The sequence below is a fragment of the Pseudomonas sp. NPDC087612 genome (assembly GCF_044743505.1).
GTDB lineage: Bacteria > Pseudomonadota > Gammaproteobacteria > Pseudomonadales > Pseudomonadaceae > Aquipseudomonas.
This window is the reverse complement of the sequence record NZ_JBIUWO010000001.1, coordinates 573979-596823: the sequence shown is the minus strand read 5'-3', so window position 1 is coordinate 596823 and position 22845 is coordinate 573979. Positions and strand designations below refer to the sequence as shown.

Below are 22845 nucleotides of genomic sequence, written 5' to 3'. Positions count from 1 at the left end.
GGCGACCCAGGCTCTTGGGCGATTGACCTCACGCGTGTCGCGCACCCGCCACCCGCCTTTGCGGGCTAGCGGAAACGCGGCAGCGGGCGTTCGACGCTCAGCGAAGTGAGGGTTTTTCTGACCAGCTGATCATCGGCTTCGACGGCCTTGAGGGTGTCGCGGATCTTGCCGGCCACCGGCACATCGCCCTGGCGGTCGATCCAGTCGGCAATCTCCTTGCACGCCGAAGCGAGCCGGGCCTGGCGCTGGTTGATCAGGTTAAGGGCTGTGGTGATCTCTTTATCGGACATGAGGGAATCCTCCATCTGCGCGAATAAAGTGTAGCAGCGCAGAAAAATCCTGCGCTGGGCCCTCAGCCAGCCAGGCGCTCGCGCACCCGCATCAGCGCATAACCGAGCAGGTTCAGCCCTTGCCACTGGCGTGGATCGGCCGCTTGCGCGGCCTTGGCGTCCAGGCCGATGCCCCAGATGCTGTCCACCGGGCTGGCCTCGACCAGCACCTGGCCGGCGGTAGAGAGTAGAAATGTGCGCAGCCCCGGGTTCTGTTCGAACTTGAGCAGGTTGGCCTGCTCGACGATCGCCGAGCGCTCGGCCACCCAGGCGGCGTCATCGTAGCCGGCGACTTCGCGGCCCAGCTTCTTGGCCTCGGCGGGCGTGCGCGCGGCGAGAATTTTCGCCAACGTTGCCTGGTCGTCGAACAGCCGCGCCTTGCCGGCCATCATGTAGTGCTCGGCGCTGGGGTAGTGGAGGCCGTGCTCCTTGAAGCCGGCCTCGAACCACTGGCTGAAGCAGCTTTTGTCCGGCTTGCCCTCGACCTTTTGCCGGTGGCCCCAGAAGTACAGGTATTGCGGCGCCAGGCCCTGGTCGATAGCGCCGATCAGGCTGTCATTGTCGAGGATGTTGGCCAAAGCCTGGGAGGGTTGCGACATAGCGGGGAGTCTTCCATGAACGAATCGGGCCATGGTACTCCACGCCTGCGCGGTTGTGACAGCTTCGGTGCTGACGTACTATCCTTGCCAGCAAGCGATACCCCGCATACTTATAAATCTTTCCTCAGCGCACACGCTTCACTCAGGCCCGACCGGCATGAGTGTCTGGCGCTGGGCGCGTTTTCGTTCCCGGCAACCGCAAACGACTCGGAGCAAGGCTTTACTCATGAATACATCCGTGGATGCGCGAACCGGCAGTTGGCTGAGTGTCATCGCCCTGGCCCTGGCGGCCTTCATTTTCAACACCACTGAATTCGTCCCGGTGGCGCTGCTCAGCGACATCGGCCGCAGCTTCGACATGTCCACCGCCCAGGTCGGCCTGATGCTGACCATCTATGCCTGGGTGGTGGCCTTGGCCTCGCTGCCGATGATGCTGCTGACCCGCAATATCGAGCGGCGCAAGTTGCTGATCATCGTCTTTGCCTTGTTCATCCTCAGCCATTTGCTTTCGGGGGTGGCGCAGAGCTTCGGCATGCTGCTGGTCAGCCGTATCGGCATCGCCCTGGCCCATGCGGTGTTCTGGGCCATTACTGCCTCGCTGGCAGTGCGCGTGGCGCCGCCGGGGCAACAGGCCAAGGCCCTGGGGCTGCTGGCTACCGGTACCACCCTGGCGATGGTCATGGGCATTCCGCTGGGGCGGGTGGTGGGTGAGGCCCTGGGCTGGCGCACCACCTTCCTGGCGATTGCCGGGGTGGCCTTGGCAACCTTGTTGTGCCTGGTCAAATCGCTGCCGCTGCTGCCGAGCCAGAACTCCGGCTCGTTGCGCAGCGTACCGGTGCTGTTCAAGCGCCCGGCGCTGGTCACCGTGTATGTGCTGGTGGCGCTGGTGATTGCCGCGCAGTTCACTGCCTACAGTTACATCGAGCCGTTTGCCCTGAATGTCGCGCAGATCGGCGGCGAACTGACCACCGTGCTGCTGTTGCTGTTCGGCGGCGCCGGGGTGTTCGGCTCGGTGCTGTTCAGCCGCTACAGCGAGCGCTTCCCGCAGGGCTTTCTGATCGGCGCGATCGCCATGCTGGCGACCTGTCTGCTGCTGTTGCTGCCGTTGGCCGGCGACTTCCGCCTGCTGGGCACCTTGAGCGTGTTCTGGGGCGTGTCGATCATGTGTTTCAGCCTGGCGTTGCAGTCCAAGGTATTGATCCTCGCCTCGGACGCCACCGACGTGGCCATGGCCATGTTCTCCGGCATTTATAACATCGGCATTGGTGCCGGGGCGCTGATCGGCAGCCTGGTCAGCGTGCACATGGGCCTGGGCAATATCGGCTATGTTGGCGGATCGCTGGCCCTGGCGGGGTTGCTGTTGTGCGGGGTGACGACCTACCGTTTTGCCCGCGCCTAGGGGCTGCTTTGCAGCCCATCGCCGGCAAGCCAGCCCCCACACGGACTGCGCAAAACCTGTGGGAGCGGCGGTGCGGCGACCCGACTTGCCCCGCGATCAATCGCGAATCTTCAGCAGCCCATCGCAGCCCAGGCAACGCACCTTTTTCAGCTTGCGCACTTCGCTGAAGCCGACCCGGCGGGACAGCGCGGTGCCGACCTCATCCTTGTACAAGTGCATCATCGCTGCGTTGCACAGTGGGCAGCGCACCAGCATCGACAACGGAAAGGTCAGGCAGCCAAGGCCCAGAACCACCAGGATAATGGTGGTGCCCAGGCTTTTCGGCATCCAGTCGAACAGGGTCAGCACCATCAGCGGCGCGCCGATATAGATGATGAAGTCATTGATGTAGATATTCAGAAACGCTACGCGGCGGTAGTCGAGCTGGGGCATTTCAGTTCATCGAGTCATAGGGCAGCAGGGCGGTGTCGACCACCATGTCCGCCGGCAGGGTGACAATCGCAGCCACCGGGCAGACGATGGTCACCCAGCAGAAGATCGTTGAATAACCTTCGTAGCCGCTGGCGCCAATCGTGGTCAGTAACTGGACGTTGGCCTGGGTGCCTTTGTAGTAGTCGCCGCTGCCGTAGCTGTTGGAGCCGCGCGCAAGAAAAGTGCCGCAACTGGCCAGGAACAGGGTCGAGGCCAGGAGCAAAGAGGTGAGGATTCTGATGATGCCATTCCTTAGCAGATAGAGAAGCGAAACCTGCGCGCATTCTCGCACAACAGCGCTAGTATCCGCGCATCCCGCGTGCACTGAAGTACTCTTCGAGCACCTCTGGCCCGGCGCCGACCTGGGCCAGCGCGACGTAGCTGTCCGGGCGCAGCAGGTACACGCCGTCCCGCTGCAAGCCGGCCGCCTCGTGGGCGTCGCACCATTCGAACACTTCCAGCGGCATGCCGCGCTCGCTGCACCAGGCCACCAGGCTGCCGCTGGCGGCACCATACACCTGAACCTGCCAGCGCATCCGCGCCAGCCCGGCAAAGTTGTCGTGGGCGCCGTCGCTGACCCACGGCAGGCGCTCGCCACCATGTACCTGGCCGGCGCTGCCGACGCTCAGGGGCATGTCGCGGTAGTTCAGGGTGATTTGCGAAACGGTGCGGAACAAAAACGTCCGCGCAGCTTTGAGCGCCGCCACCCGCGGCAGCAGCACGGGGGCCAGGCGGGTGCGCAGCAGGGCGGCCAGGCGGCCGTCGGCGGTGATGAAGTTGAACACCTGGTCGGTGGTCGCCACCAGCCGCTGGGCAAAAGCACTGCGCTCGATTTCGTAGGTTTCGAGCAGGGCCTCGGTGGCGCTGCCTTGCAACACCGCCGCCAGTTTCCACGCCAGGTTGATGGCATCGCCGATGCCGGTGTTCATGCCCTGGCCGCCGGCCGGGCTGTGCACGTGGGCGGCGTCGCCAAGCAGGAAGGCGCGCTGGTGGCCAAACTGCTCGGCCACCCGGTGGTGCACGCGGTAGGTAGAGAACCAGTTGACCTGATGGATCTCGACCTTCAGGTGCTCCATGGCGCGCTGGCTGACATCCTCGAAACGCAGGTCGCGGGGGTGTTCGGCACGCGCGTCGCGCACCGTGCCGATCAACCGCGCGCGGCCGCTGCCGGCCAGTGGGAATACGGCGAGAAAGTCGGCCTCGTCGAGGTCGACGTGCAGCTCGCCATTGAACGCCGGCCCTGCGCCATCGACATCGGCGACATAAAACACCTGCTCGTAAGTGCCGCCGGGAAAGCCGATGCCCAGGACCTTGCGCACCGTCGAGCGGGCGCCGTCGCAACCGGCGATGTAATCGGCTTGGCAGACTTCCTCGACGCCGTCGGCATGGCGCAGGCGGGCGGTGACACCTTCGGCGTCCTGGCTGAAACCGAGCAGCTCGGTTTGCCGTTCGACGGCCACCGCAAAGCGCTGCAGGCGCTCGATCAGCAGTTGCTCGTGCTGGTCCTGCGGGTAGATATGCAGGAACGGGTAGGGCGTAAGTTCGGCGCCAATGCTGTTGAACGGCAGCCGCGCGGCGGTTTCGCCCTTGACCCACAGGTTGGCCGCCGGCACCTGGTGGCCCTGGGCGAGGACTGCCTCGGTCAGGTCCAGCTGGCGGTACAGCTCCAGGGTCCGTGCCTGCACCGCCAGGGCCCGGGACGTGGTGCCGGGGCCGCTGGTCCTGTCGATGATCCGCACCTTGATGCCCAGCTTGCTCAGCCACAGCGCCAGCACCAGCCCGGTGGGGCCGGCGCCGATAATCAGTACGTCACAGCGGTTCATCGCAAGCGCTCCTCAGCGCTGGGCGAACGCCAGGTTCAGGCCCAGGCCGGCAAAAGAGGCAGCAAAACTGCGGCGCAGCCAGTTCTGAACCCGCGGCGATTCAATCACCGCGCGACGGAACAGGTTGGCCAGCAGGCCATACAGCACAAACACCACGAAGGTCATGAGCATGAACACTGCGCTCAGGCTGAGCATCTGCCCGCTCACCGAGCCCGCCTCGGCGCTGATGAACTGCGGCAGGAACGCCAGGAAGAAAATCGTCAGTTTCGGGTTGAGGATGTTCAGCAGGCAGGCCCGCAGGATCAGGCTGCCAGCGCTACCCACCGCGCTGTTGCTGTCGACGGCGAAGGCCGAGCGGTCGCGCCAGGTGGCGTAGGCCAGGTACAGCAGGTAGGCGACGCCGGCGAACTTCAGGCCCTGGAAGGCCAGGGCGCTGGTGTGCAGGATCGCCGACAGGCCGAGGATCGAGGCCAGCAGGTGCGGGACGATCCCCGCCGTACAGCCCAGCGCGGTGTAGAGGCTGGCGCGCTTGCCGGCCACCAGGGCGGTGGAGATGGTCAGGATCACGCCGCTGCCGGGAATCAGCACGACGATCAATGAGGTAATGAGAAAATCCAGGCTCGGCATCGCGACAGGCTCCATCTCGTCAAGGTTGGCTGCAAGCATGTCTACAGACGTCAACCGTTCAGATCAAGTGTAAGAGCCCTGGCAGCTTTTGCTAGTCAGTCGTCGGCGCATGGCCTGGCTACTCGGCCTTGCCACGCACGATGCGCCCGACCTTGATTTCGTCGGCGTAGGCCTTGAGCTTGTCGGAGTCTTTGTACAGGCGATTCATCAGGTGCAGCACGGCAACCACGTCGACGCCGTCGATGCGCTCGGCCAGCTTGCTGATTTCACCGGCGGTGCGTTCCAGGTTGCCGGCGACGGCCTTGAGGTCGCGCTTGAGTTCGGCGGAAGATTTCTTGATGCCCATTGGGAGTCTCTTGGTGGGGTGGTGCTTGTGAGAGGGCTGCTGTGCAGCCCATCGCTGGCAAGCCAGCTCCCACAGGGGCCGGTGTATGCACTCTGTGGGAGCTGGCTTGCCAGCGATGCTGTCAGCCGGGAAACAGAAACGGGCTGACACCACTGCGCCCATAACCCTCGCGCTCCACTTCGGCGTCCAGCGCCAGGGAAGCGAGGTCATCGGCCAGCACTTCCTGGTCGCGGTCCTTTTCCGGGTACAGCACTTTCAGGTAGCTGTGGCAGTCGTTGCAGCTCTCGGCCTTGATCGCGGCATCCTGACGCTCCAGCGACCAGTAGTCGAGGGCGCCGGTGGCTTCGCAGTTGCTGCATTTTACCCGAACCATGTGCCAGCGGCTCTCGCACAAACTGCAATGCAGGTAACGCAGGCCGGCCTGGGCGCCGTTCATGATCACGCTGGCCACCGGCGCGCTGGCGCACACCGGGCAGTGCTGGCGCTGTTCGCCCAGCGAGGCCCTGGCCGAAGCCGGCAGGGCATGGGCCAGCTGGGTGAAGTACAGCGACAGCGCGCTCCAGAGGAGCAGCGCCTGGCCGCTGTCGACCTGCTCGTAGCTACCGGCCAGCAGGGCGCTGGCGCGCTCTTCCAGTTGCACCGGCGAGTAGCCGCGCAAGGCGTCGAGGGTGCTGCGCACCGCTGGCGTGGCGTCGCCGTACAGTGCCTCGATCAAGGCGCCGAGCAGTTGCTGCCAGTAAGCGTCGCGCGGGTACTCTGCGCTTGCCAGCGGCGCCCGGCCGGCGTCCAGGCGTGCCGCCAGCCCGGCCGCCAGCGCTTCAGGCAGTGGCAGGGTGGCAAGCAGTTGCTGCTGAGCCTCGGCGATACCGGCACAAAACCCCAGGTAATCGCCCATGGCGTGGCCGTCGGCCAGCTGGCGCAGGCGCGCCGCGCGTTTTGAGTAACGGTCCTTGAGCGACGGCAGCAGCACCGCGACGATCTCGTTGACGCCACCGCTGGGCGTCTGCACCGGGGTCATCTGGATGCTGCTCATTTGTCGCTCCCGGCTTTACCTTGCTTGCTGTTCAGCTGGCGGTACCAGCGGTCGTGGTGGGTCTTGGCCCAGCTGCGGCTGACGTAGCCGGTGACCATGCCGCGGATCGAACCCTTGACCCAGAATGCCAGGTAGGCATGGCCGATGATCAGCAGAATCAGGCTGATGCCGGCCAGTGCATGCACCAGCAAGCCGATGCGGATGGTCGGGATACTGAACAGCGGCGCGAAATACGGCCGCCAGATCACCACGCCACTGAGCAGCAGCAGGCTGATCAGGGCCATGATGCCCCAGAACAGGATCTTCTGCCCGGCGTTGTACTTGCCGATGTTCAGCGCCGGCTCATGCTTGCCGGCCAGCACTTGCTTGACGTTCTTGAACCACTGCAGGTCTTCGCGTTCCGGCAGGTTGTAGCGCACGAAGCGCACGAACAGAAACATCAGCAGCAAAAATACCACCACGCCGAAAAACGGGTGGAGGATGCGCGCCAGCTGCGGGGTGCCGAACACCGCGTTGAGGCCGTTGAGCGAGGGGAAGAACCACGACAGCCCCGACAGCGCCACGGCGAAGAAGCAGATCACCATGAACCAGTGGCTGGCGCGCTCGATGAAGCGCGTACGCAGGATCAGTTTGTCCTTGTTCATGCGTGGGTATCCTCTTCGATCTTCTGGTCCTGTTCATCGACTTCGTTGGGGCCGACGCCGATGTAATGGAACAGGGTGCCGGCCAGGGTGGCGAAGAACGCCGCCGCGGCCACCGGTTTCATCCAGCCTTTCCAGCCCTGGATGGCGTTGCTGATGCGCGGGTCGGTGGGCAGCTTGTGGTACAGCTGCGGCTTGTCGGCATGCTGCAGCACGTAGACCACGTGGGTGCCGCCAACGCCTTGCGGGTCGTAGATGCCGGCCCCGGCAAAGCCGCGGCCCTGCAGCTCGGTGACCCGTTCGCTGGCCTGGTGCAGCATGTCTTGCTTGCTGCCGAAGTTGATTGCCCCGGTGGGGCAGGTCTTGACGCAGGCCGGCTCCTGGCCGACCGACACGCGGTCGACGCACAGCGTGCACTTGTAGGCCTTGTTGTCCTTCTTGCTGATGCGCGGCACATCGAACGGGCAGCCGGCGATGCAGTAGCCGCAGCCGATGCAGTGCTCGGACTGGAAGTCGACGATGCCGTTGGCGTACTGGATGATCGCTCCCGGTTGCGGGCAGGCTTTCAGGCAGCCGGGGTCGGCGCAGTGCATGCAGCCGTCCTTGCGGATCAGCCACTCGAGCTTGCCGCTTTCATCTTCGACTTCATCAAAACGCATCAGCGTCCAGGTTTCGGCCGACAGGTCGGCCGGGTTGTCGTACACGCCAACGTTGTGGCCGACCTCGTCACGCAGGTCGTTCCACTCGTTGCAGGCCACCTGGCAGGCTTTGCAACCGATGCAGATGCTCACGTCGATCAGCTTGGCCACTTCGGCCTGGTGATCGCGGGTGTGCGGCGCCGGGGTCAGCACGTTGGTGGCTGAGCGGCGGACGATGTCTTGGGATTGCATGGACATGGTATTCGCCCTCAGACCTTTTCAATGTTCACGAGAAACGCCTTGTACTCCGGCGTGTGGGTGTTCGACTCGCCGATGCCCGGGGTCAGGGTGTTGGCCAGGAAGCCCTTGCGCGTGCTGCCTTCGTAACCCCAGTGGCAAGGAATGCCGATGGTGTCGACATCCTGGCCATCGACGGCCAGGCGGCGGATGCGCTTGGTCACCACGGCCTTGGCCTTGATGTAGCCACGCTTGGTGCTGACCTTGACCAGGTCGCCCTGGACGATGCCCTTGTCGGCGGCGAGTTTCTCGCCGATCTCGATGAACTGCTCGGGCTGGACGATGGCGTTCAGCCGCGCGTGCTTGGTCCAGTGGCGGAACAGCTCGGTGATCGAGTAGGTGGTCGCCACGTAGGGGAACTCTTCGCGCTTGCCCATGCGCTGGCGGTCGCTTTCGTACAGCCGCGCGGTCGGGCTGTAGGTCACGTTCGGGTGCAGCGGGTTGCTCGCCAGCGGGCTTTCGGTCGGCTCGTAGTGCTCGGGGAACGGCCCGTCGTTCATGGCGCCGACCGAGAACAGCCGGCCCAGGCCTTCGGGCAGCATGATGAACGGGTTGACCTTGCCACCGGGGGCGGCGGTGACGGCGAAGTCGGGCACGTCGACGCCGCTCCAGCGCACACCGTCCCAGCCGATCAGCTTGCGTTTCGGATCCCACGGCTTGCCCTGCGGGTCGGCCGAGGCGCGGTTATAGAGGATGCGCCGGTTCTGCGGCCAGGCCCAGGCCCAGCCCGGGGTGCAACCCAGGCCGCTGTCGGCGTTGTCGCGGCGGGCCATCTGGTTGCCCTGTTCGGTCCAGGAGCCGGCGAAGATCCAGTTGAAGCACTGGGTCGTGCCGTCGTCACGCAACTGCGAAAAGTCGCTGAGCAACTGGCCCTTGCGCAAAATCAGCTTGCCTTGCTCGTCGTGCAGGTCGGCCAGGGCGCGGCCGTTGGACTCCTTGGCCACTTCCTCGGGCTTGGGGTCCAGCGGGTCGGCGTAGTCCCAGGCCATATTGAGGATCGGTGCCGGGTTGGCGCCGCCTTCCTTTTCGTACAGCTCGCGGATCTTCAGGAACAGGTGGCCGAGGATCTTGCCATCGTGCCAGGCCTCGCCCGGAGGCGCCGCGCCGGCCCAGTGCCACTGCAGCCAGCGCCCGGAGTTGACGATCGAGCCGTCTTCCTCGGCAAAGCACGAGGAGGGCAGGCGGAACACTTCGGTCTGGATCGCCGCGGTGTCGACGTCATGCTGCTCGCCGTGGTTCTGCCAGAAGCTCGAGGTCTCGGTGGCCAGCGGGTCGATGATCACCAGGAACTTGAGCTTGGCCAGCGCTGCCTGGGCCTTGTTCTTGTCGGGGAAGGCCGCCACCGGGTTGAAGCCCTGGGCGATGTAGCCGTTGACCTTGCCTTCGTACATGCGGTTGCTGAAGTTGAGCACGTCGTAGCTGTCGTCCCACTTGGGCAGCCAGTCGAAGCCCCAGTCGTTGTCTTTGGTGGCCTTGTCGCCCCAAAGGCTTTTCATCAGGCTGACGAAGAATTTCGGCGTGTGTTTGTAGTAGTTGACCTGATCCTCCAGCAGCGCCACCGGCGTCACCTGCTTGAGGTAGGTGGCCATGTCGGTCTGCTCGTCGGACGGCAGGTTCATGTAGCCAGGCAGGCGCAGCGACAGCAGGCCCAGGTCGGTGTAGCCCTGGATGTTGGAGTGGCCGCGCAGGGCGTTGACGCCACCACCGGCCATGCCGATGTTGCCCAAAAGCAGCTGGATCATGCCCGAGCCGCGGATCATCTGCGCGCCGTTGGTGTGGTGGGTCCAGCCCAGGGCGTAGAGGAAGGTCGCGGTCTTGTCCGGGGCGCTGGTTTCGCCAAGGATCGCGCAGATCTTCAGGAAGTCATCTTTCGGCGTGCCGCAGACGTTGGTGACCATCTGCGGGGTGTAGCGGCTGACGTGGGCCTTGAGCAGGTTCCACACGCAACGCGGGTGCTGCAGGGTCAGGTCGCGCTTGGCGTAGCCCTTGCTGTCGAGCTCGTAGGTCCAGGAGCTGCGGTCGTAGCTGCGCTTGTTGGCGTCGTAGCCGCTGAACAGGCCGTCGTCGAAATGGTAGTCCTCGCGCACGATCAGGCTGGCGTTGGTGTAGTGGCGTACGTATTCGTGCTGGATCTTGTCGTGGCTGATCAGGTAGTTGACCACGCCCATCAGGAAGGTCACGTCGGAGCCTGCGCGGATCGGCGAGTAGATGTCGGCCACCGCGGCGCTGCGGTTGAAGCGCGGGTCGACGACGATGACCTTGGCGCCGTTGCGGATCTTCGCCTCGATCACCCACTTGAAGCCCACCGGGTGCGCCTCGGCGGGGTTGCCGCCCATGATCAGCACAACGTTGGCGTTCTTGATGTCGACCCAGTTGTTGGTCATGGCGCCACGGCCAAAGGTCGGCGCCAGGGCCGAAACCGTCGGCGCGTGGCAGACCCGCGCCTGGCTGTCGGTGCCGAGAATGCCCAGGGCACGGGTGAAGCGCTGGTCGAGCGAGCCGGTTTCGCTGCTGGCCGCCGACGAGCAGAGCATGCCGGTGCTGAGCCAGCGGTTGACCGTGGTGCCCTTGGCGTTCTTCTCGATGAAGTTGGCGTCGCGGTCGTCTTTCATCAGCCGGGCGATGCGTTCGATGGCGTGGTCCCAGCTGATGCGCTGCCATTTGTCCGAGCCCGGTGCGCGGTATTCGGGGTAGAGCAGGCGCTGTTCGCTGTGCACATAGTCGACCAGGCCGGCGCCTTTAGGGCACAGCGAGCCACGGCTGACCGGATGATCAGGGTCGCCTTCGATATGGAAGATCCGCGCCTTGGCGTTCTTGGCGCCGTCGCCGAGGCTGTACATGAGAATCCCGCAACCGACCGAGCAATAGGTGCAGTTGTTACGGGTTTCCTTGGCGCGCAGCAGCTTGTACTGGCGCGACTGGGTCGCCTGGGCCACGCCCGGGGCAAAGCCCAGGCTTGCACAGGTGGCGGTGGCGACGCCGGCGGTACACAGCTTGAAAAACTGTCGTCTGCCAAGTCCCATGGGTATCTCCTCATTCTTATCGGCTGCACAAAGCTGCGGGCATAGGCATGCCCGGCAACAAGGCGTCGCAAGCGCAGTTGGCTGGGGTGTCGAAGCACGGTGTGTCGCAGGTCCCTGTCTGGCGCAGGGTTTTAAGCGGACGTATGCGCGCTAGTGTATTCCCGTACGGAATGTGGGACTAATCGACCTTGTTGATAGGTCTATCGACAGGATCTATCAAGGCCTGGGCCATGATCAACTGTTCGCCAGGCAACAGCAGTTGGACAGATACCCGCAATTCGAACAATTGTTTAAACCGTTGAAACCGCTCAAACCCAAGGATTTCAAGGGATTTTGTGGTTGGCACGGACGCTGCAACAGCTCCCTTCGAGATTGACTATACCAATAGAAACTCGCCTATTTTTTAATCAGGTGGGGAGCAAGACCTTGAATTTCGTGCCTCGGGCAACATCCGTTTTATCCAAATCTTCGACCAAAGTAGTAGGCAAGGACTGGAAGCTGGCCAGCGTCGGCGCCGCCCTGTTGAGCCTGGCGCCGCTGGCCCAGGCCGAAGACGCCGCACAGACTGAAAAACGCCTGGAGACGGTTACCGTCCAGGCCGCCAAAGCCACCCCGGTAGAAGCGGCGCAGGCGCAACTGGACGAGATCCCCGGCGGTACCGGGCTGGTCCAGCAGGCCGAGGTGGAGAAGGGCCGCTCGGCCACCCTCGAAGACACCCTGGCCTATCAGCCGGGGGTGTATGCGCAGGCGGCCGGCGGCAACGATGCGATCAAGATTTCCATTCGCGGCTCGGGCGCCAACACATCGCCTGGCTACTTTCGCGAAGGCACCAAGTTTCTCTTCGACGGCCTGGCCCTGACTGGCGCCGGTGGCACGCCCTACGAGCTGCTCGACACCCAGGGCCTGAGCTACACCGAGGTACTGCGCGGTGCCAACGCCTTCGAATACGGCGCCTTGTCGCTGGGCGGGGCGATCAACTTCGTTACCAACTCCGGCCTCACTGCGCCGGGCAACCGCATCAAGGTCGAAGGCGGCAGTTTCGGCTGGCAGAAGCAGACCCTCAGCACCGGTGGCGTGGCTGGCAATGCCGACTACTTCATCAGTGTCGACAACTCCAAGCGCGACGGTTACCAGGACTTCACCTTCACCAAGGCCAAGGGCGTGGTGAGCAACTTCGGCTACCGCTTCAACCCCAAGCTGGAAACCCGCCTGTACATCCGCTACCGCGAGGAATACCACGAAAACTCCGGGGCCCTGACCCTGGCGCAACTGAAGAAGAACTCCTCGCAAACCAACCCCAGCACCCGCGCCACCCGCGGCGACTCGACCAAGGAAGGCTCGACCTGGGTCGGCAGCAAGACCACCTACACCTTCGATGACGATTCGACCCTGGTGGCCGGGCTGGTCTATCACAATTACCCGCAGATCCTTAGCAAGAAGAGCACGGTCAACCCCAACTACTGGGACTGGCGCGACATCAACTATTCGCTCAAGTACACCCGCAGCGACCAGCTGTTTGGCCTTCCGAGCACCACCACGGTCGGCTGGAGCAGCACCCAGCACATCCGCTCCGGGGTGCGCACCTACAGCGGCGACAAGGACCTGGGCCGGTTGCAGAAGCAGGTCGAGTACGACGGCTCGTTCGACCATGTGTTCTCGCTGGGCAACGACCTTGGCCTGACCGACAACCTGTACCTGTCCACGGGCCTCTCGGCCATTGAGGTCAAGCGCAATGTCGATGTCAATTTCAGCGACCGGCCCAACACCAGCGGCATCCCCAGCCACTATCGCTATCAGCAATGGAAACTGGCGCCACGGCTCGGCCTGCGTTACTACCTGACCCCGGACGTGCAGGTGTTCGGCAACGTCAGCCGCTCGATCGACCCGCCCAGCTCCTGGTCCAGTTCCGGCTCGGGGGTGACCACCAACTTCGCCAAGACCCTGGTGCCACAAAGCGCCAACACGGTTGAACTGGGGATTCGCGGGCGTTCGGACATTTTCGACGGCAGCCTGACCCTGTACAAATCCTGGATCAAGGACGAACTGCTCAACGTCGAAATCCTCCCGGCCACCAACACTTCGGCCGCCGTGGTCTCGACCTCCAACGCCAGCCCGACCATCCACCAGGGCATCGAGGCGGGGCTGACCACCAAGCTCTGGCAACGCGATAACGGCGATGTGCTGAGCTGGCGCCAGGCCTACACCCTCAACGACTTTCACTACCGCAACGACCCGCTGTTCAGCAAGAACGAGCTGCCGGGCCTGCCCAAGCACATCTACCAGGGCGAGCTGTTCTACCAGTACGCCAACGGCTTCTACGCCGGGATCAACGTGCGCTCGGCATCGAGCACGGCGGTGGACTACGCCAACAGCTTCTATGCGCCGTCTTACACCCTGTGGGGCGCACGCTTGGGCTATGACGCGCCGAACAAGACCTGGCAGGTGTACCTGGACCTGAAGAACCTCACCGACAAGGACTACGTCACCGCCCTGGTGCCCAGCTACGACGCCAAGGGCCAGGACACCGCCTCGCTGTACCCGGGTGACGGCTTCGGCGCCTACACCGGGATTGCCTACAACTTCTGAGCCAGGGGCGGGTGCCGTTCGCGCGGCACCTGCAGGAGAACCGCATGAGAGTAATCGCAAGGCTGGGCGTGCCCGCCGTGCTTGGCGTGCTGCTGGCCCTGGGCGCCTGCAAACCGGTGGAGCCAACGCCGGGGCAGGGCAGCAGTGGCATCGACGGCACGCTACACAACGGCACCTTGAGCTATGCCGCGCAGGACTATTACGAGGCCGCCCCGGGCAAGCCCGGTGGCACCCTGCGGGTGTCGACGGCCTCCGACACCACGACGCTGGACGTGCATTCGATTTCCCACGGCAATGTGCAGTGGCTGGGGCGCATTCTGTTCGACTGCCTGCTGTACCAGGACGAGCAGGGCAATATCTCGCCGTGGCTGGCCAAGTCCTGGGAGATCTCCGACGACGGCAAGACCTACACCTTTCACCTGCGCGATGACGTGACCTTCAGCGATGGCGAGAAATTCAACGCCCGTGCCGTGCAGGTCAACCTTGAACACATGCGCGACCCGGCGACCAAATCGCCGCTGGCCGCTGCCTACATCGCCCCATATGTCGACGGGCGCATCGTCGATGAGTACACCTTCGAAGCGCACTTGCGCGAGCCGTATTCGCCGTTCCTCGATGTGCTGGCGCAGTCGTGGCTGAGCATGATCTCGCCCCGGCAGATCCTCGAAGCGCCGAAGACCATCGCCGAACACCCGATCGGCTCCGGGCCCTTCGTGCTGGAAAGCTACACCCGCGACCAGGGCGCCAACTTCGTCAAGCGCAAGGGCTACAACTGGGCGCCCGCAGTCACCCGCCACCAGGGCGAGGCCTACCTCGATCGCCTGGAGCTGAGCATCGTCCCCGAGCCGATGATCCGCTTCAGTACCCTGGAAGCCGGCCAGTCGGACTTCACCGTCGACGCCCCGACCCAGAACGCCCGGGCTATCCGTGACAACCCGGACTTGCAGATGCGCAGCCGCATTCGCAAGGCCAACCCGTTTCGCAGCCTGACCTTCAACGTCGAGCGCTTTCCCTTCGACGACGTGCAGGTGCGCCGCGCCGTGGCCAAGGCCATCGACCGCGACGGCCTGGCCTGGATCACCGGTTTTGGCGAGTACCTGGCCAAGGGTGATTTTCTTGCCGCCAACACCCGCTACTACGACCCGGCATTCAAGGATGTACTGGCCTATGACGTCGCCGAGGCCAACCGCATTCTCGACCAGGCCGGCTGGAGTGAGCGCGACGCCGAGGGTTACCGGGTCAAGAACGGCCAGCGCCTGGCCGCGCACCTGCTGACCTACGAAACCGCGGCCTACCCGAGCAGCATCGCCGTGGCCATCCAGGCCGACCTGAAGAAGATCGGCCTCAAGATCGACATCGACCTGCTGCCCCTGGCCCAGGTCACCCAGCGCCGTTACGCCAGTGATTTTCAGCTGATCGGCGGCGGCTACTGGCACACCAACACCCCCGATGGCCTGTACATCCTCTATCACAGCCAGGCAATCAGCACCGCCAAGCTGATCGGCCAGAACGCCGGGCGCTTTCGCGATGCCGAGCTCGACCGGGTACTCAGCGCGGCCCGGCGGACTACCGACCCGGTGGCGCTGAACGACCTCTATCGCATCGCCCAGCAGCGCCTGGCGCAGACCATCCCGGCGGTGCCGGTGTTCGAGAGCCATGTGCTGCTGGCCTACCGCAAGCAGGTCAAGGGGCTGATTTTCGACACTTCGCACAACACCCCGTTTTTCACCAGTGTCTGGCTCGACCCGGAGGGCAAATGACTAGCTTGCAACGATTGGCCTGGCGCCTGCTGGCCGGCATCGGCGTGCTCTGGGGCGCGGCGACCCTGACCTTCCTGGCCATCAACCTCAGTGCCGGCGACCCGGCCCTGGCGATTCTCGGCGGCCCCGACGCCATGCCCAGCGCCGAGCTGATTGCCCAGGTGCGCGCCGAATACGGCCTCGACCAGCCGTTGTGGGTGCAGTACGGCCAGTACCTGGCGCGCCTGGCCCAGGGCGATCTGGGCGAGTCGTACCGTTTGCGCATCCCGGTGCTGCAGGTAATCGGCAGCCAGCTGGGCGCCACGGTGCAGCTGTCGCTGGCCGCCGCCTTGCTGTCGATTGTGCTGGCGGTGAGCTGCGCGGTGCTCACCGCCAACCGGCCGCGCTGGGTGCGCTCGCTGGTGTCCGGCACTGAACTGGTGCTGTCGTCGGCGCCGTCGTTCGTGATCGGCATCGTGCTGTTGCTGGTGTTTTCGTTCGGCTGGCACCTGCTGCCGCCATCCGGTTCCAACAGCTGGCAGGCGCTGATTTTGCCGAGCCTGGCCCTGGCCCTGCCGATTGCCGCGGTGCTGACCCAGGTACTGCGCCAGGAGCTGGAAGACATCCTCGAACAGCCGTTTATCGCCATGGCCCGCGCCCGCGGCATGTCCGAGACCGGCGTGCGCCTCAAGCATGCCTTGCGCCATGCCCTGGTGCCGCTGGTGACGTTGTCAGGCTTTGTTTTCGCCAGCCTGCTGGGCGGTGCGGTGATCATCGAAATGCTCTTCGCCCGCCAGGGCATCGGCCGCTTGATGCTCGACGCCGCCGTGACCAAGGACATGCCCTTGCTGCTGGGCATCACCCTGCTGGCGGCGGCGATTTATGTGCTCGTCAACTTTCTCGTCGACCTGATCAACCACTGGGTCGACCCGCGCAGCAAAAGCCTATGAACCCGAATTTCAAGGACCAGCCATGAGTGCCCATGAACTGCCAACAGCCCTGGCTGCGAACCACGCAGGCCAGGACTACGTAAACCTGCAGGCGCGTTTTGCCCCGGTGTTTGCCCGCATTGCCGAAGGTGCGGTCGAGCGCGAGCAGCAGCGCACCCTGGCCCATGAGCCGGTGGCCTGGCTGCGCGAAGCCGGCTTTGGCGCCCTTCGCGTGCCCCAGGCATTGAACGGCGCCCAGGTCAGCCTGCCGGTGCTGTTTCGCCTGCTGATCGACCTGGCCGAAGCCGACTCCAACCTGCCGCAAATCTTTCGCGCCCACTTCGGTTTTGTCGAAGGCCGGTTGTCCAGTGGTGATGGCGCTTCGCAACAGCACTGGCTGGCCAAGGTGGCGGCGGGGCAGTTGTGGGGCGCGGCCATGGCCGAACGCACCGACACCACCGGCAATTCAGTGCGCCTGCGCGCTGCCGACCCGCAGGCGCCCGAGGCCGGCTGGCTGCTGCACGGTGAGAAGTACTACTGCACTGGCGCCATCTATGCCGACTGGGTGGCGGCGGTGGCCATGCTCGACGAGGATTTTGTCAGCGTGGTGGTGCCGACCACGGCGCCAGGGGTCAGCCTGGAAGATGACTGGGACGGTTTCGGCCAGCGCCTGAGCGGCAGCGGCACTACCCGTTTTGCCAATGTCGCGGTGCCGCCGCAGCAGGTGCTGCGGCGCTTCAAGCCCGGCGAGCTGCGCGCCGAATCCTACCTGTCGGCCTTCTACCAGCTGTACCACCTGGCGACCCTGGCCGGTATCGCCCGCGCCGCGCAGCGCGATGCCGTGGCCTTCGTCCAGGGCCGCACCCGCGCCTTTGGCGTGCCGGGCCAGTCCAGCCCCAAGGACGACCCGCTGGTGCAGCGGGTGATCGGTCGTCTGTCGAGCCTGGCCTATGCCGCCCAGGCCCTGGTGCTGGATGTCGCCCAGGTGCTGCAGACCGTGCATGAAGCCGAGCTCGACGGCACGGTCGGCGAGGCGCATTACGTCGAGGCCGACATTCGCACCTACCAGGCCCAGCAGATTGTTCTCGAGCAGGTGCTCGAAGCCACCACCTTGCTGTTTGAAGTCGGCGGCGCCTCGGCCACCAGCCAGGCCCGGCGCCTCGATCGGCATTGGCGCAATGCCCGCACCCTGGCCTCGCACAACCCGGCGATCTACCGCGAGCGGGCGCTGGGCAATTACTACCTCAACGGCATCAGCCCTGGTGCCGCCTGGCGCCAGTTGCACGCCCAGGACAACGCCGCCCGCGATGAAGCCAGCGCGGTCTGACCCCACTCAAGGAGTTGCCATGAGCCAGCCTGCAAAACACATGAGCATCGGCATGAACATCCTCGGTTTCGGCGCCCACTCCGGTGCCTGGCGCCAGGCCGAGGTGCCGGCCAATGCCTATCTCGATCACCAGTACTACAGCAACATCGCGCGCATCGCCGAACGCGGCAAGCTCGATGCGATCTTCCTCGCCGACGGCCCGGCGCTGATCGGCGATGTTGGCCAGCATCCGGCCGGGCGCCTGGAACCTACCGTGCTGCTCACCGCCGTAGCCCTGGCCACCCGCCATATCGGCGTGATCGCCACCGCTTCGAGCAGCTATAACGACCCGTATAACCTGGCCCGGCGCTTCAGTTCGCTGGACCATATCAGCGGCGGCCGTGCGGCCTGGAACGTGGTCACCAATGCCGGTGATGCCGCCGCGCAGAACTTCGGCCTGGCCGGTGCGCCGCGGCACGTCGACCGTTATGCCCGGGCCGATGAGTTCATCGATGTCACCCTTAAATTGTGGGACAGCTGGGAAGATGACGCGGTGATCGGCGATGCCCGCCGTGGGCGTTTTGCCGACCCGGCCAAGGTGCATGCCATCGACTTTGTCGGCGAGCACTTCTCGGTCAAGGGCCCGCTCAACCTGCCGCGCTCGCCCCAGGGCCGGCCGGTGCTGGTGCAGGCCGGGTCTTCCGAAGGCGGCAAGGCCCTCGGCTCGCGCTATGCCGATGCGATCTTCACCACCCAGACCACCCTGGTCGACGGCCAGGCGTTCTATCAGGAAATGAAACAGCGCGCCCGCCAGTGGGGGCGCAACCCCGAGCACCTGAAAATCATGCCGGGGTTGTCAACGGTAATCGGCAGCAGCGAGGCCGAGGCCCAGGCGCGTTTCGACGAGCTCAACGCCTGGTACGGCGAAGAAGGGCTGATCAACCAGGTGGCGGCGCGGGTGGGCCTGGCGGTCAGCGAGCTGCAGCTGGATGCGCCGTTGCCCTGGGAACGGATTGGCCCGGTGGCGGATTTCGAGCGCGGCTCCCACGGTTTCCTTGAAGCTCAGTTGAACCTGGCGCGGCGCGAAAACCTGACCATCCGCGAACTGTCGCGGCGCATCCTGGTTGGCCACCGGCTGATCGTCGGCACCCCGGAACAGGTCGCCGACAGCCTTGAGCACTGGTTCCGTGCCGGCGCCGCCGATGGCTTCAACATCATGCCGGACATGTTCCCCTCCGGCGTCGAGGTGTTCGTCGACCAGGTGGTGCCGCTGCTGCAAAAACGCGGGGTGTTCCGCCGTGAATACCAGGGCAGCACCTTGCGCGAGCACCTGGGCCTGCCGTACCCGACCAGCCAGTACCGGCGCGCCGCCGAAGCGGTTTGAGCCTTTTTACTTTCGATACGGAGCGAGCATGATCAAACGTAGATTGGGCCACAGCGACATTCAGGTCAGCGTGCTGGGGCTGGGCAGCATGACCTGGGGCCACCAGAACAGCGAAAGCGATGCCCACCGCCAGCTCGACGCGGCGCTGGCCGCTGGTATCAACCTGATCGATACCGCCGAGATGTACCCAACGCCGACCCATGGCGAAACCTGGGGCAGCACCGAGCGCTTCATCGGCAGCTGGCTGGCGAACAGCGGGCGGCGTGCCGAGGTGGTGCTGGCCAGCAAGATCATCGGCCCGGCACGCCAGCCGGGGGCCGGCGCGCATATCCGTGAGGGGCTTACACGCCACGACCGGGCCAATATCGTCGCCGCCCTGGACGGCAGCCTCAAGCGCCTGCAAACCGATTACCTGGACCTCTACCAACTGCACTGGCCGGACCGCACCACCAATATTTTTGGCCAGCGCGAATACCCCTATGTCGAGGATGACCGCGAAACCGTGAGCATCGCCGAGACCTTGCAGGTGCTGGCCGATCAGGTCGCCGCCGGCAAGATCCGCCATATCGGCGTGTCCAACGAAACCCCGTGGGGCGTGGCCGAGTTTTTGCGCCAGGCGCGTGAGCAGAACCTGCCGCGCATCGTCAGCATCCAGAACCCCTATAGCCTGCTCAACCGCCTGTACGAGGGCGGCCTGTCGGAGTTCAGCCAGCGCGACAACATCGGCTTGCTGGCCTATTCGCCGCTGGCCTTCGGCGCCCTGACCGGCAAGTACCTCAACGGCGCCTTGCCGCAGGGCTCGCGGCTGTCGTCGGTGTACCGCACCTTCAACCGCTACGACAGCCCCGGCGCCCATCAGGCCATCGCTGCCTATGTGGCGCTGGCGCAGGAGCTTTCGATCAGCCCGGCGCAACTGGCCCTGGCCTATGTGATCAACAAGCCGTTTGTCAGCAGCGCACTGACCGGGCAGACCAGCCTGGCGCAACTGGCCGACAACCTCGGCGCATTGCAGGTGAAGCTGGGTAGCGAAGCCTTGGCGCGCATCGAGCAGATCCACCGGCAGATCCCTAACCCGGCTCCCTAACGTTCAGTTCATGGAGGTGCCCGATGGCGCCGATCAATTCAACGGCAGCGGTGCTGCCGGTCAGCGGCCTGATCCCGGCCCCGGCGCGTTTTGCCAGGCGCCGGCCACTGGCGGTGCGCCCGGGGCTGGTGCTGGCGGCGCTGTTCGTCGTCTTTTTGCTGCTGGCGGCGCTGCAGCCAGGCTGGCTGGTGGCCGCCGACCCGCTTGATGCCAACGCCCGCCAGGCGTTCCAGCCACCGGGTAGTCTGCACTGGCTGGGCACTGACGAGAACGGCCGCGACATCCTCGCGCGGTTGGTCTACGCGGTGCGCCCGTCGCTGGTACTGGGCCTGAGTGCCACGGCGCTGGGATTGCTGCTGGGCACCGTGCTCGGGCTGCTGGCCGGCCTCGGCCCACGGCTGGTCGACGGCGCGGTGATGCGCCTGGTCGATGTGCTGCTGGCCTTTCCCGACCTGTTGCTGGCGCTGGTGATCATCACCTTTTTTGGCCAGGGCGCGCTCAACACCATCATCGCCGTGGGCATCGCCAGCGTGCCGCGCTATGCGCGCCTGGTGCGCGCGCAAACCCTGGTGGTGCGCAATGCCGGCTACGTCGAGGCGGCCACGACCCTGGGCCTGCCACGACGGCAGGTGATCTGGCGGCACGTGCTGCCCAATGCGATCAAACCGATTTTGATTCTCGCCACCATCGGCATCGGCAGCACCATCGTTGCCGGCGCCGCCCTGAGCTTTCTTGGCTTTGGCGCGCCACCGCCGCAGCCGGAATGGGGCGGCATGCTCGCCATCGGCCGCAACTACCTGGCCAACGCCTGGTGGCTGGTGGCCTGGCCGGCCCTGGCCATCACCCTCACCGTGGTTTCGATCACCGCCATCGGCCGCGAACTGCTGCGCCGCAACGAAGGTAAACGCCTATGAACGCTGTTCTTCAACACCCCGCGCCGCTGATCGAGGTCAGCGACTTGCAGGTGCGCTTCGGCCAGGGCGTGCCGGTGCTCAAGGGCATCAGCTTCACCGTGCAGCAGGGCGAATGCCTGGCGCTGGTGGGTGAGTCGGGCTCGGGCAAGAGCGTCACTTCGCGCACCCTGGCCGGGCTCACCGGAGCCCATGCGCAGTTGCAGGCCAGCCGCCTGGCCTTTGCCGGGCAGGACCTGCGCCAGTTCGACGAGCGCGCCTGGCGCCGGGTGCGCGGCGCACAAATCGGCTTTGTCATGCAAGACGCCCTGGGCTCGCTCGACCCCCTGCGCCCGGTCGGCAAGGAGATTGCCGAGCCGCTGCAACTGCACAGCGCACTGAACCGCGAGCAGCGTCAGGCGCGGGTGCTGGAACTGCTGCGCGCGGTCGGCGTGCCGGAACCTGAGCTGCGCGCCCGCCAGTACCCCTGGCAGCTCTCCGGCGGCTTGCGCCAACGGGCGCTGATCGCCTCGGCGATTGCCTGCAACCCGCGCCTGCTGATTGCCGACGAGCCGACCACGGCGCTGGATGCCACGGTGCAGGCCCAGGTCTTGAGCCTGCTCGAATCCCTGCGCGGCGACAGCACGGCGATGCTGATTGTCAGCCACGACCTGGCGGTGGTCTCGCGCCTGGCCAACCGCGTGGCAGTGATGCACAACGGCGTGATCGTCGAGCAGGGCAGTGTCGAGGCGGTGCTGCAAGACCCGCAGCACCCCTACACCCAGTACCTGCTCAAGGCCGGTGCCGCCGTGCATTTTCGCCGGCCGCAGGCAGCAAAACTTGCGGCCGTGGCGCCGCCGGTGGTGGAAACCAGCGCGCCGCTGTTGCAGGTGCAGCAACTGAGCAAGGCCTTCAAGGGCCCGGACGGCGCCTTGCGCACCGTGGTCGACAAGGTTTCGCTGCAGCTGCACAAGGGCCGCACCTTAGGCATTGTCGGCGAGTCGGGCTCGGGCAAGACCACCCTGACCCGGATGATCCTCGGCCTGGAAACCCCCGACAGCGGCGCGATCCAGATCAAGGGCCGGCCCTGGCTGCAACTCGATGACCAGGAGAAACGCGCGCTTCGCCGCAGCATCCAGGTGGTGTTCCAGGACCCGCTGAGCTCCTTCGACCCGCGCTACACCGTGCAGCGGGTGTTGTACGAGGCGCTGCAAGTAGCCGGGCACCTGCGCGCGCAGTGGCGCCCGCAGGCCGTCGAGTTGCTCACCCTGGTGCGCCTTGACGAAAGCCTGCTGGAGCGGCGCCCGATCGAGCTGTCGGGCGGCCAGCGGCAACGCATCGCCATTGCCCGCGCCCTGGCCGCGCAGCCGCAGATCCTGGTGTGCGACGAGCCGGTGTCGGCGCTGGATGTGTCGGTACAGGCGCAGATCCTCGAACTGCTCGACGACCTAAAACAGCGCCTGGGCCTGGCCTGCCTGTTCATCTCTCACGACCTGGGGGTGATCAACCACGTCAGCGACCAGGTGCTGGTGATGAAAGACGGCGTGGCGGTGGAAAGCGGCGCCGTGCGCGATGTTTTCGACCGTCCGCAACACCCCTATACCCGTGCCTTGCTTGACGCCATTCCACACCTGGAAAGCGGTCGCAAGGTCAGTTTCGAATTTCTCCGCCTGGCGATCTGATCGCCTGATTTGCACAAGG

At 65.1% G+C, this 22845-nt stretch carries 20 protein-coding genes; 9 read left to right on the top strand and 11 right to left on the bottom strand.

Annotation, left to right across the window (positions count from 1 at the left end; translation table 11 throughout):
• Positions 1–65 precede the first annotated feature (65 nt).
• A complete protein-coding gene (locus ACIOVF_RS02610; protein ID WP_010222367.1) occupies positions 66–290 on the bottom strand; it encodes a hypothetical protein in 225 nt (74 codons plus the stop codon).
• A 62-nt stretch (positions 291–352) separates the two neighbouring features.
• Entirely contained in the window at positions 353–928 is a 576-nt protein-coding gene (locus ACIOVF_RS02605) for an NADAR family protein (protein ID WP_401287240.1), read from the bottom strand.
• A gap of 226 nt (positions 929–1154) precedes the next feature.
• Here ACIOVF_RS02605 and ACIOVF_RS02600 point away from each other — a divergent pair, with 226 nt between their 5' ends.
• Positions 1155–2327, top strand: coding sequence for a sugar transporter (locus tag ACIOVF_RS02600; RefSeq protein ID WP_401287237.1), 1173 nt, complete (start codon positions 1155–1157; stop codon positions 2325–2327).
• A gap of 96 nt (positions 2328–2423) precedes the next feature.
• Here ACIOVF_RS02600 and ACIOVF_RS02595 read toward each other — a convergent pair whose 3' ends face one another.
• The 9 genes from ACIOVF_RS02595 to fdnG all read right to left on the bottom strand — a co-directional run bounded on the left by ACIOVF_RS02595 (position 2424) and on the right by fdnG (position 11226).
• On the bottom strand, positions 2424–2759 hold the full coding sequence (locus tag ACIOVF_RS02595) for a hypothetical protein (protein ID WP_045194304.1): 336 nt from the start codon (positions 2757–2759) through the stop codon (positions 2424–2426).
• A gap of 1 nt (position 2760) precedes the next feature.
• On the bottom strand, positions 2761–3021 hold the full coding sequence (locus tag ACIOVF_RS02590) for a YceK/YidQ family lipoprotein (RefSeq protein WP_306764570.1): 261 nt from the start codon (positions 3019–3021) through the stop codon (positions 2761–2763).
• Positions 3022–3097: 76 nt separating this feature from the next.
• Positions 3098–4621, bottom strand: a complete 1524-nt coding sequence (locus tag ACIOVF_RS02585; RefSeq protein ID WP_258715332.1) for an FAD-dependent oxidoreductase — start codon at positions 4619–4621, stop codon at positions 3098–3100.
• Between the two features lie 12 nt (positions 4622–4633).
• Positions 4634–5248 (bottom strand): LysE family translocator, encoded by a 615-nt coding sequence (locus ACIOVF_RS02580; RefSeq protein WP_123565625.1) that lies wholly within the window; start codon positions 5246–5248, stop codon positions 4634–4636.
• Positions 5249–5366: 118 nt separating this feature from the next.
• The gene (locus ACIOVF_RS02575) at positions 5367–5594 is read right to left on the bottom strand and encodes a hypothetical protein (RefSeq protein WP_045194298.1); all 228 of its coding nucleotides are present in this window, start codon (positions 5592–5594) and stop codon (positions 5367–5369) included.
• Between the two features lie 121 nt (positions 5595–5715).
• Positions 5716–6627, bottom strand: coding sequence for a formate dehydrogenase accessory protein FdhE (gene fdhE / locus ACIOVF_RS02570; RefSeq protein WP_401287232.1), 912 nt, complete (start codon positions 6625–6627; stop codon positions 5716–5718).
• Positions 6624–7271 (bottom strand): formate dehydrogenase subunit gamma, encoded by a 648-nt coding sequence (locus ACIOVF_RS02565; RefSeq protein WP_045194293.1) that lies wholly within the window; start codon positions 7269–7271, stop codon positions 6624–6626. The genes fdhE and ACIOVF_RS02565 overlap by 4 nt, the downstream gene beginning before the upstream one ends.
• Positions 7268–8158 (bottom strand): formate dehydrogenase subunit beta, encoded by an 891-nt coding sequence (fdxH, locus tag ACIOVF_RS02560; protein WP_275559268.1) that lies wholly within the window; start codon positions 8156–8158, stop codon positions 7268–7270. Before fdxH ends, ACIOVF_RS02565 begins: the two co-directional genes overlap by 4 nt.
• 17 nt (positions 8159–8175) lie before the next feature.
• On the bottom strand, positions 8176–11226 hold the full coding sequence (gene fdnG / locus ACIOVF_RS02555; RefSeq protein ID WP_258594036.1) for a formate dehydrogenase-N subunit alpha: 3051 nt from the start codon (positions 11224–11226) through the stop codon (positions 8176–8178).
• Positions 11227–11724: 498 nt separating this feature from the next.
• On the opposite strand from fdnG, the gene ACIOVF_RS02550 reads away from it, so the two are divergent.
• From ACIOVF_RS02550 to ACIOVF_RS02515, 8 genes are read left to right on the top strand one after another with little or no spacing between them, the layout of a single operon-like run.
• Positions 11725–13812: a TonB-dependent receptor family protein gene (locus ACIOVF_RS02550; RefSeq protein WP_401287592.1), complete on the top strand. Its 2088-nt coding sequence runs from the start codon at positions 11725–11727 to the stop codon at positions 13810–13812.
• A 44-nt stretch (positions 13813–13856) separates the two neighbouring features.
• Positions 13857–15572 (top strand): ABC transporter substrate-binding protein, encoded by a 1716-nt coding sequence (locus tag ACIOVF_RS02545; protein ID WP_401287228.1) that lies wholly within the window; start codon positions 13857–13859, stop codon positions 15570–15572.
• Positions 15569–16501: an ABC transporter permease gene (locus tag ACIOVF_RS02540; RefSeq protein WP_093381307.1), complete on the top strand. Its 933-nt coding sequence runs from the start codon at positions 15569–15571 to the stop codon at positions 16499–16501. Before ACIOVF_RS02545 ends, ACIOVF_RS02540 begins: the two co-directional genes overlap by 4 nt.
• 22 nt (positions 16502–16523) lie before the next feature.
• Complete coding sequence (locus tag ACIOVF_RS02535) at positions 16524–17807, top strand: acyl-CoA dehydrogenase family protein (protein ID WP_401287225.1); 1284 nt, start codon at positions 16524–16526, stop codon at positions 17805–17807.
• A 19-nt stretch (positions 17808–17826) separates the two neighbouring features.
• Positions 17827–19170, top strand: a complete 1344-nt coding sequence (locus ACIOVF_RS02530; RefSeq protein WP_401287223.1) for an LLM class flavin-dependent oxidoreductase — start codon at positions 17827–17829, stop codon at positions 19168–19170.
• Between the two features lie 28 nt (positions 19171–19198).
• Positions 19199–20254 carry an NADP(H)-dependent aldo-keto reductase gene (locus ACIOVF_RS02525; protein ID WP_195884530.1) on the top strand — a complete coding sequence of 352 codons (1056 nt, stop codon included), beginning with the start codon at positions 19199–19201 and terminating at the stop codon, positions 20252–20254.
• Positions 20255–20277: 23 nt separating this feature from the next.
• Positions 20278–21168: an ABC transporter permease gene (locus ACIOVF_RS02520; RefSeq protein WP_093381314.1), complete on the top strand. Its 891-nt coding sequence runs from the start codon at positions 20278–20280 to the stop codon at positions 21166–21168.
• Positions 21165–22826: an ABC transporter ATP-binding protein gene (locus ACIOVF_RS02515; protein WP_045194277.1), complete on the top strand. Its 1662-nt coding sequence runs from the start codon at positions 21165–21167 to the stop codon at positions 22824–22826. The genes ACIOVF_RS02520 and ACIOVF_RS02515 overlap by 4 nt, the downstream gene beginning before the upstream one ends.
• Positions 22827–22845 lie beyond the last annotated feature (19 nt).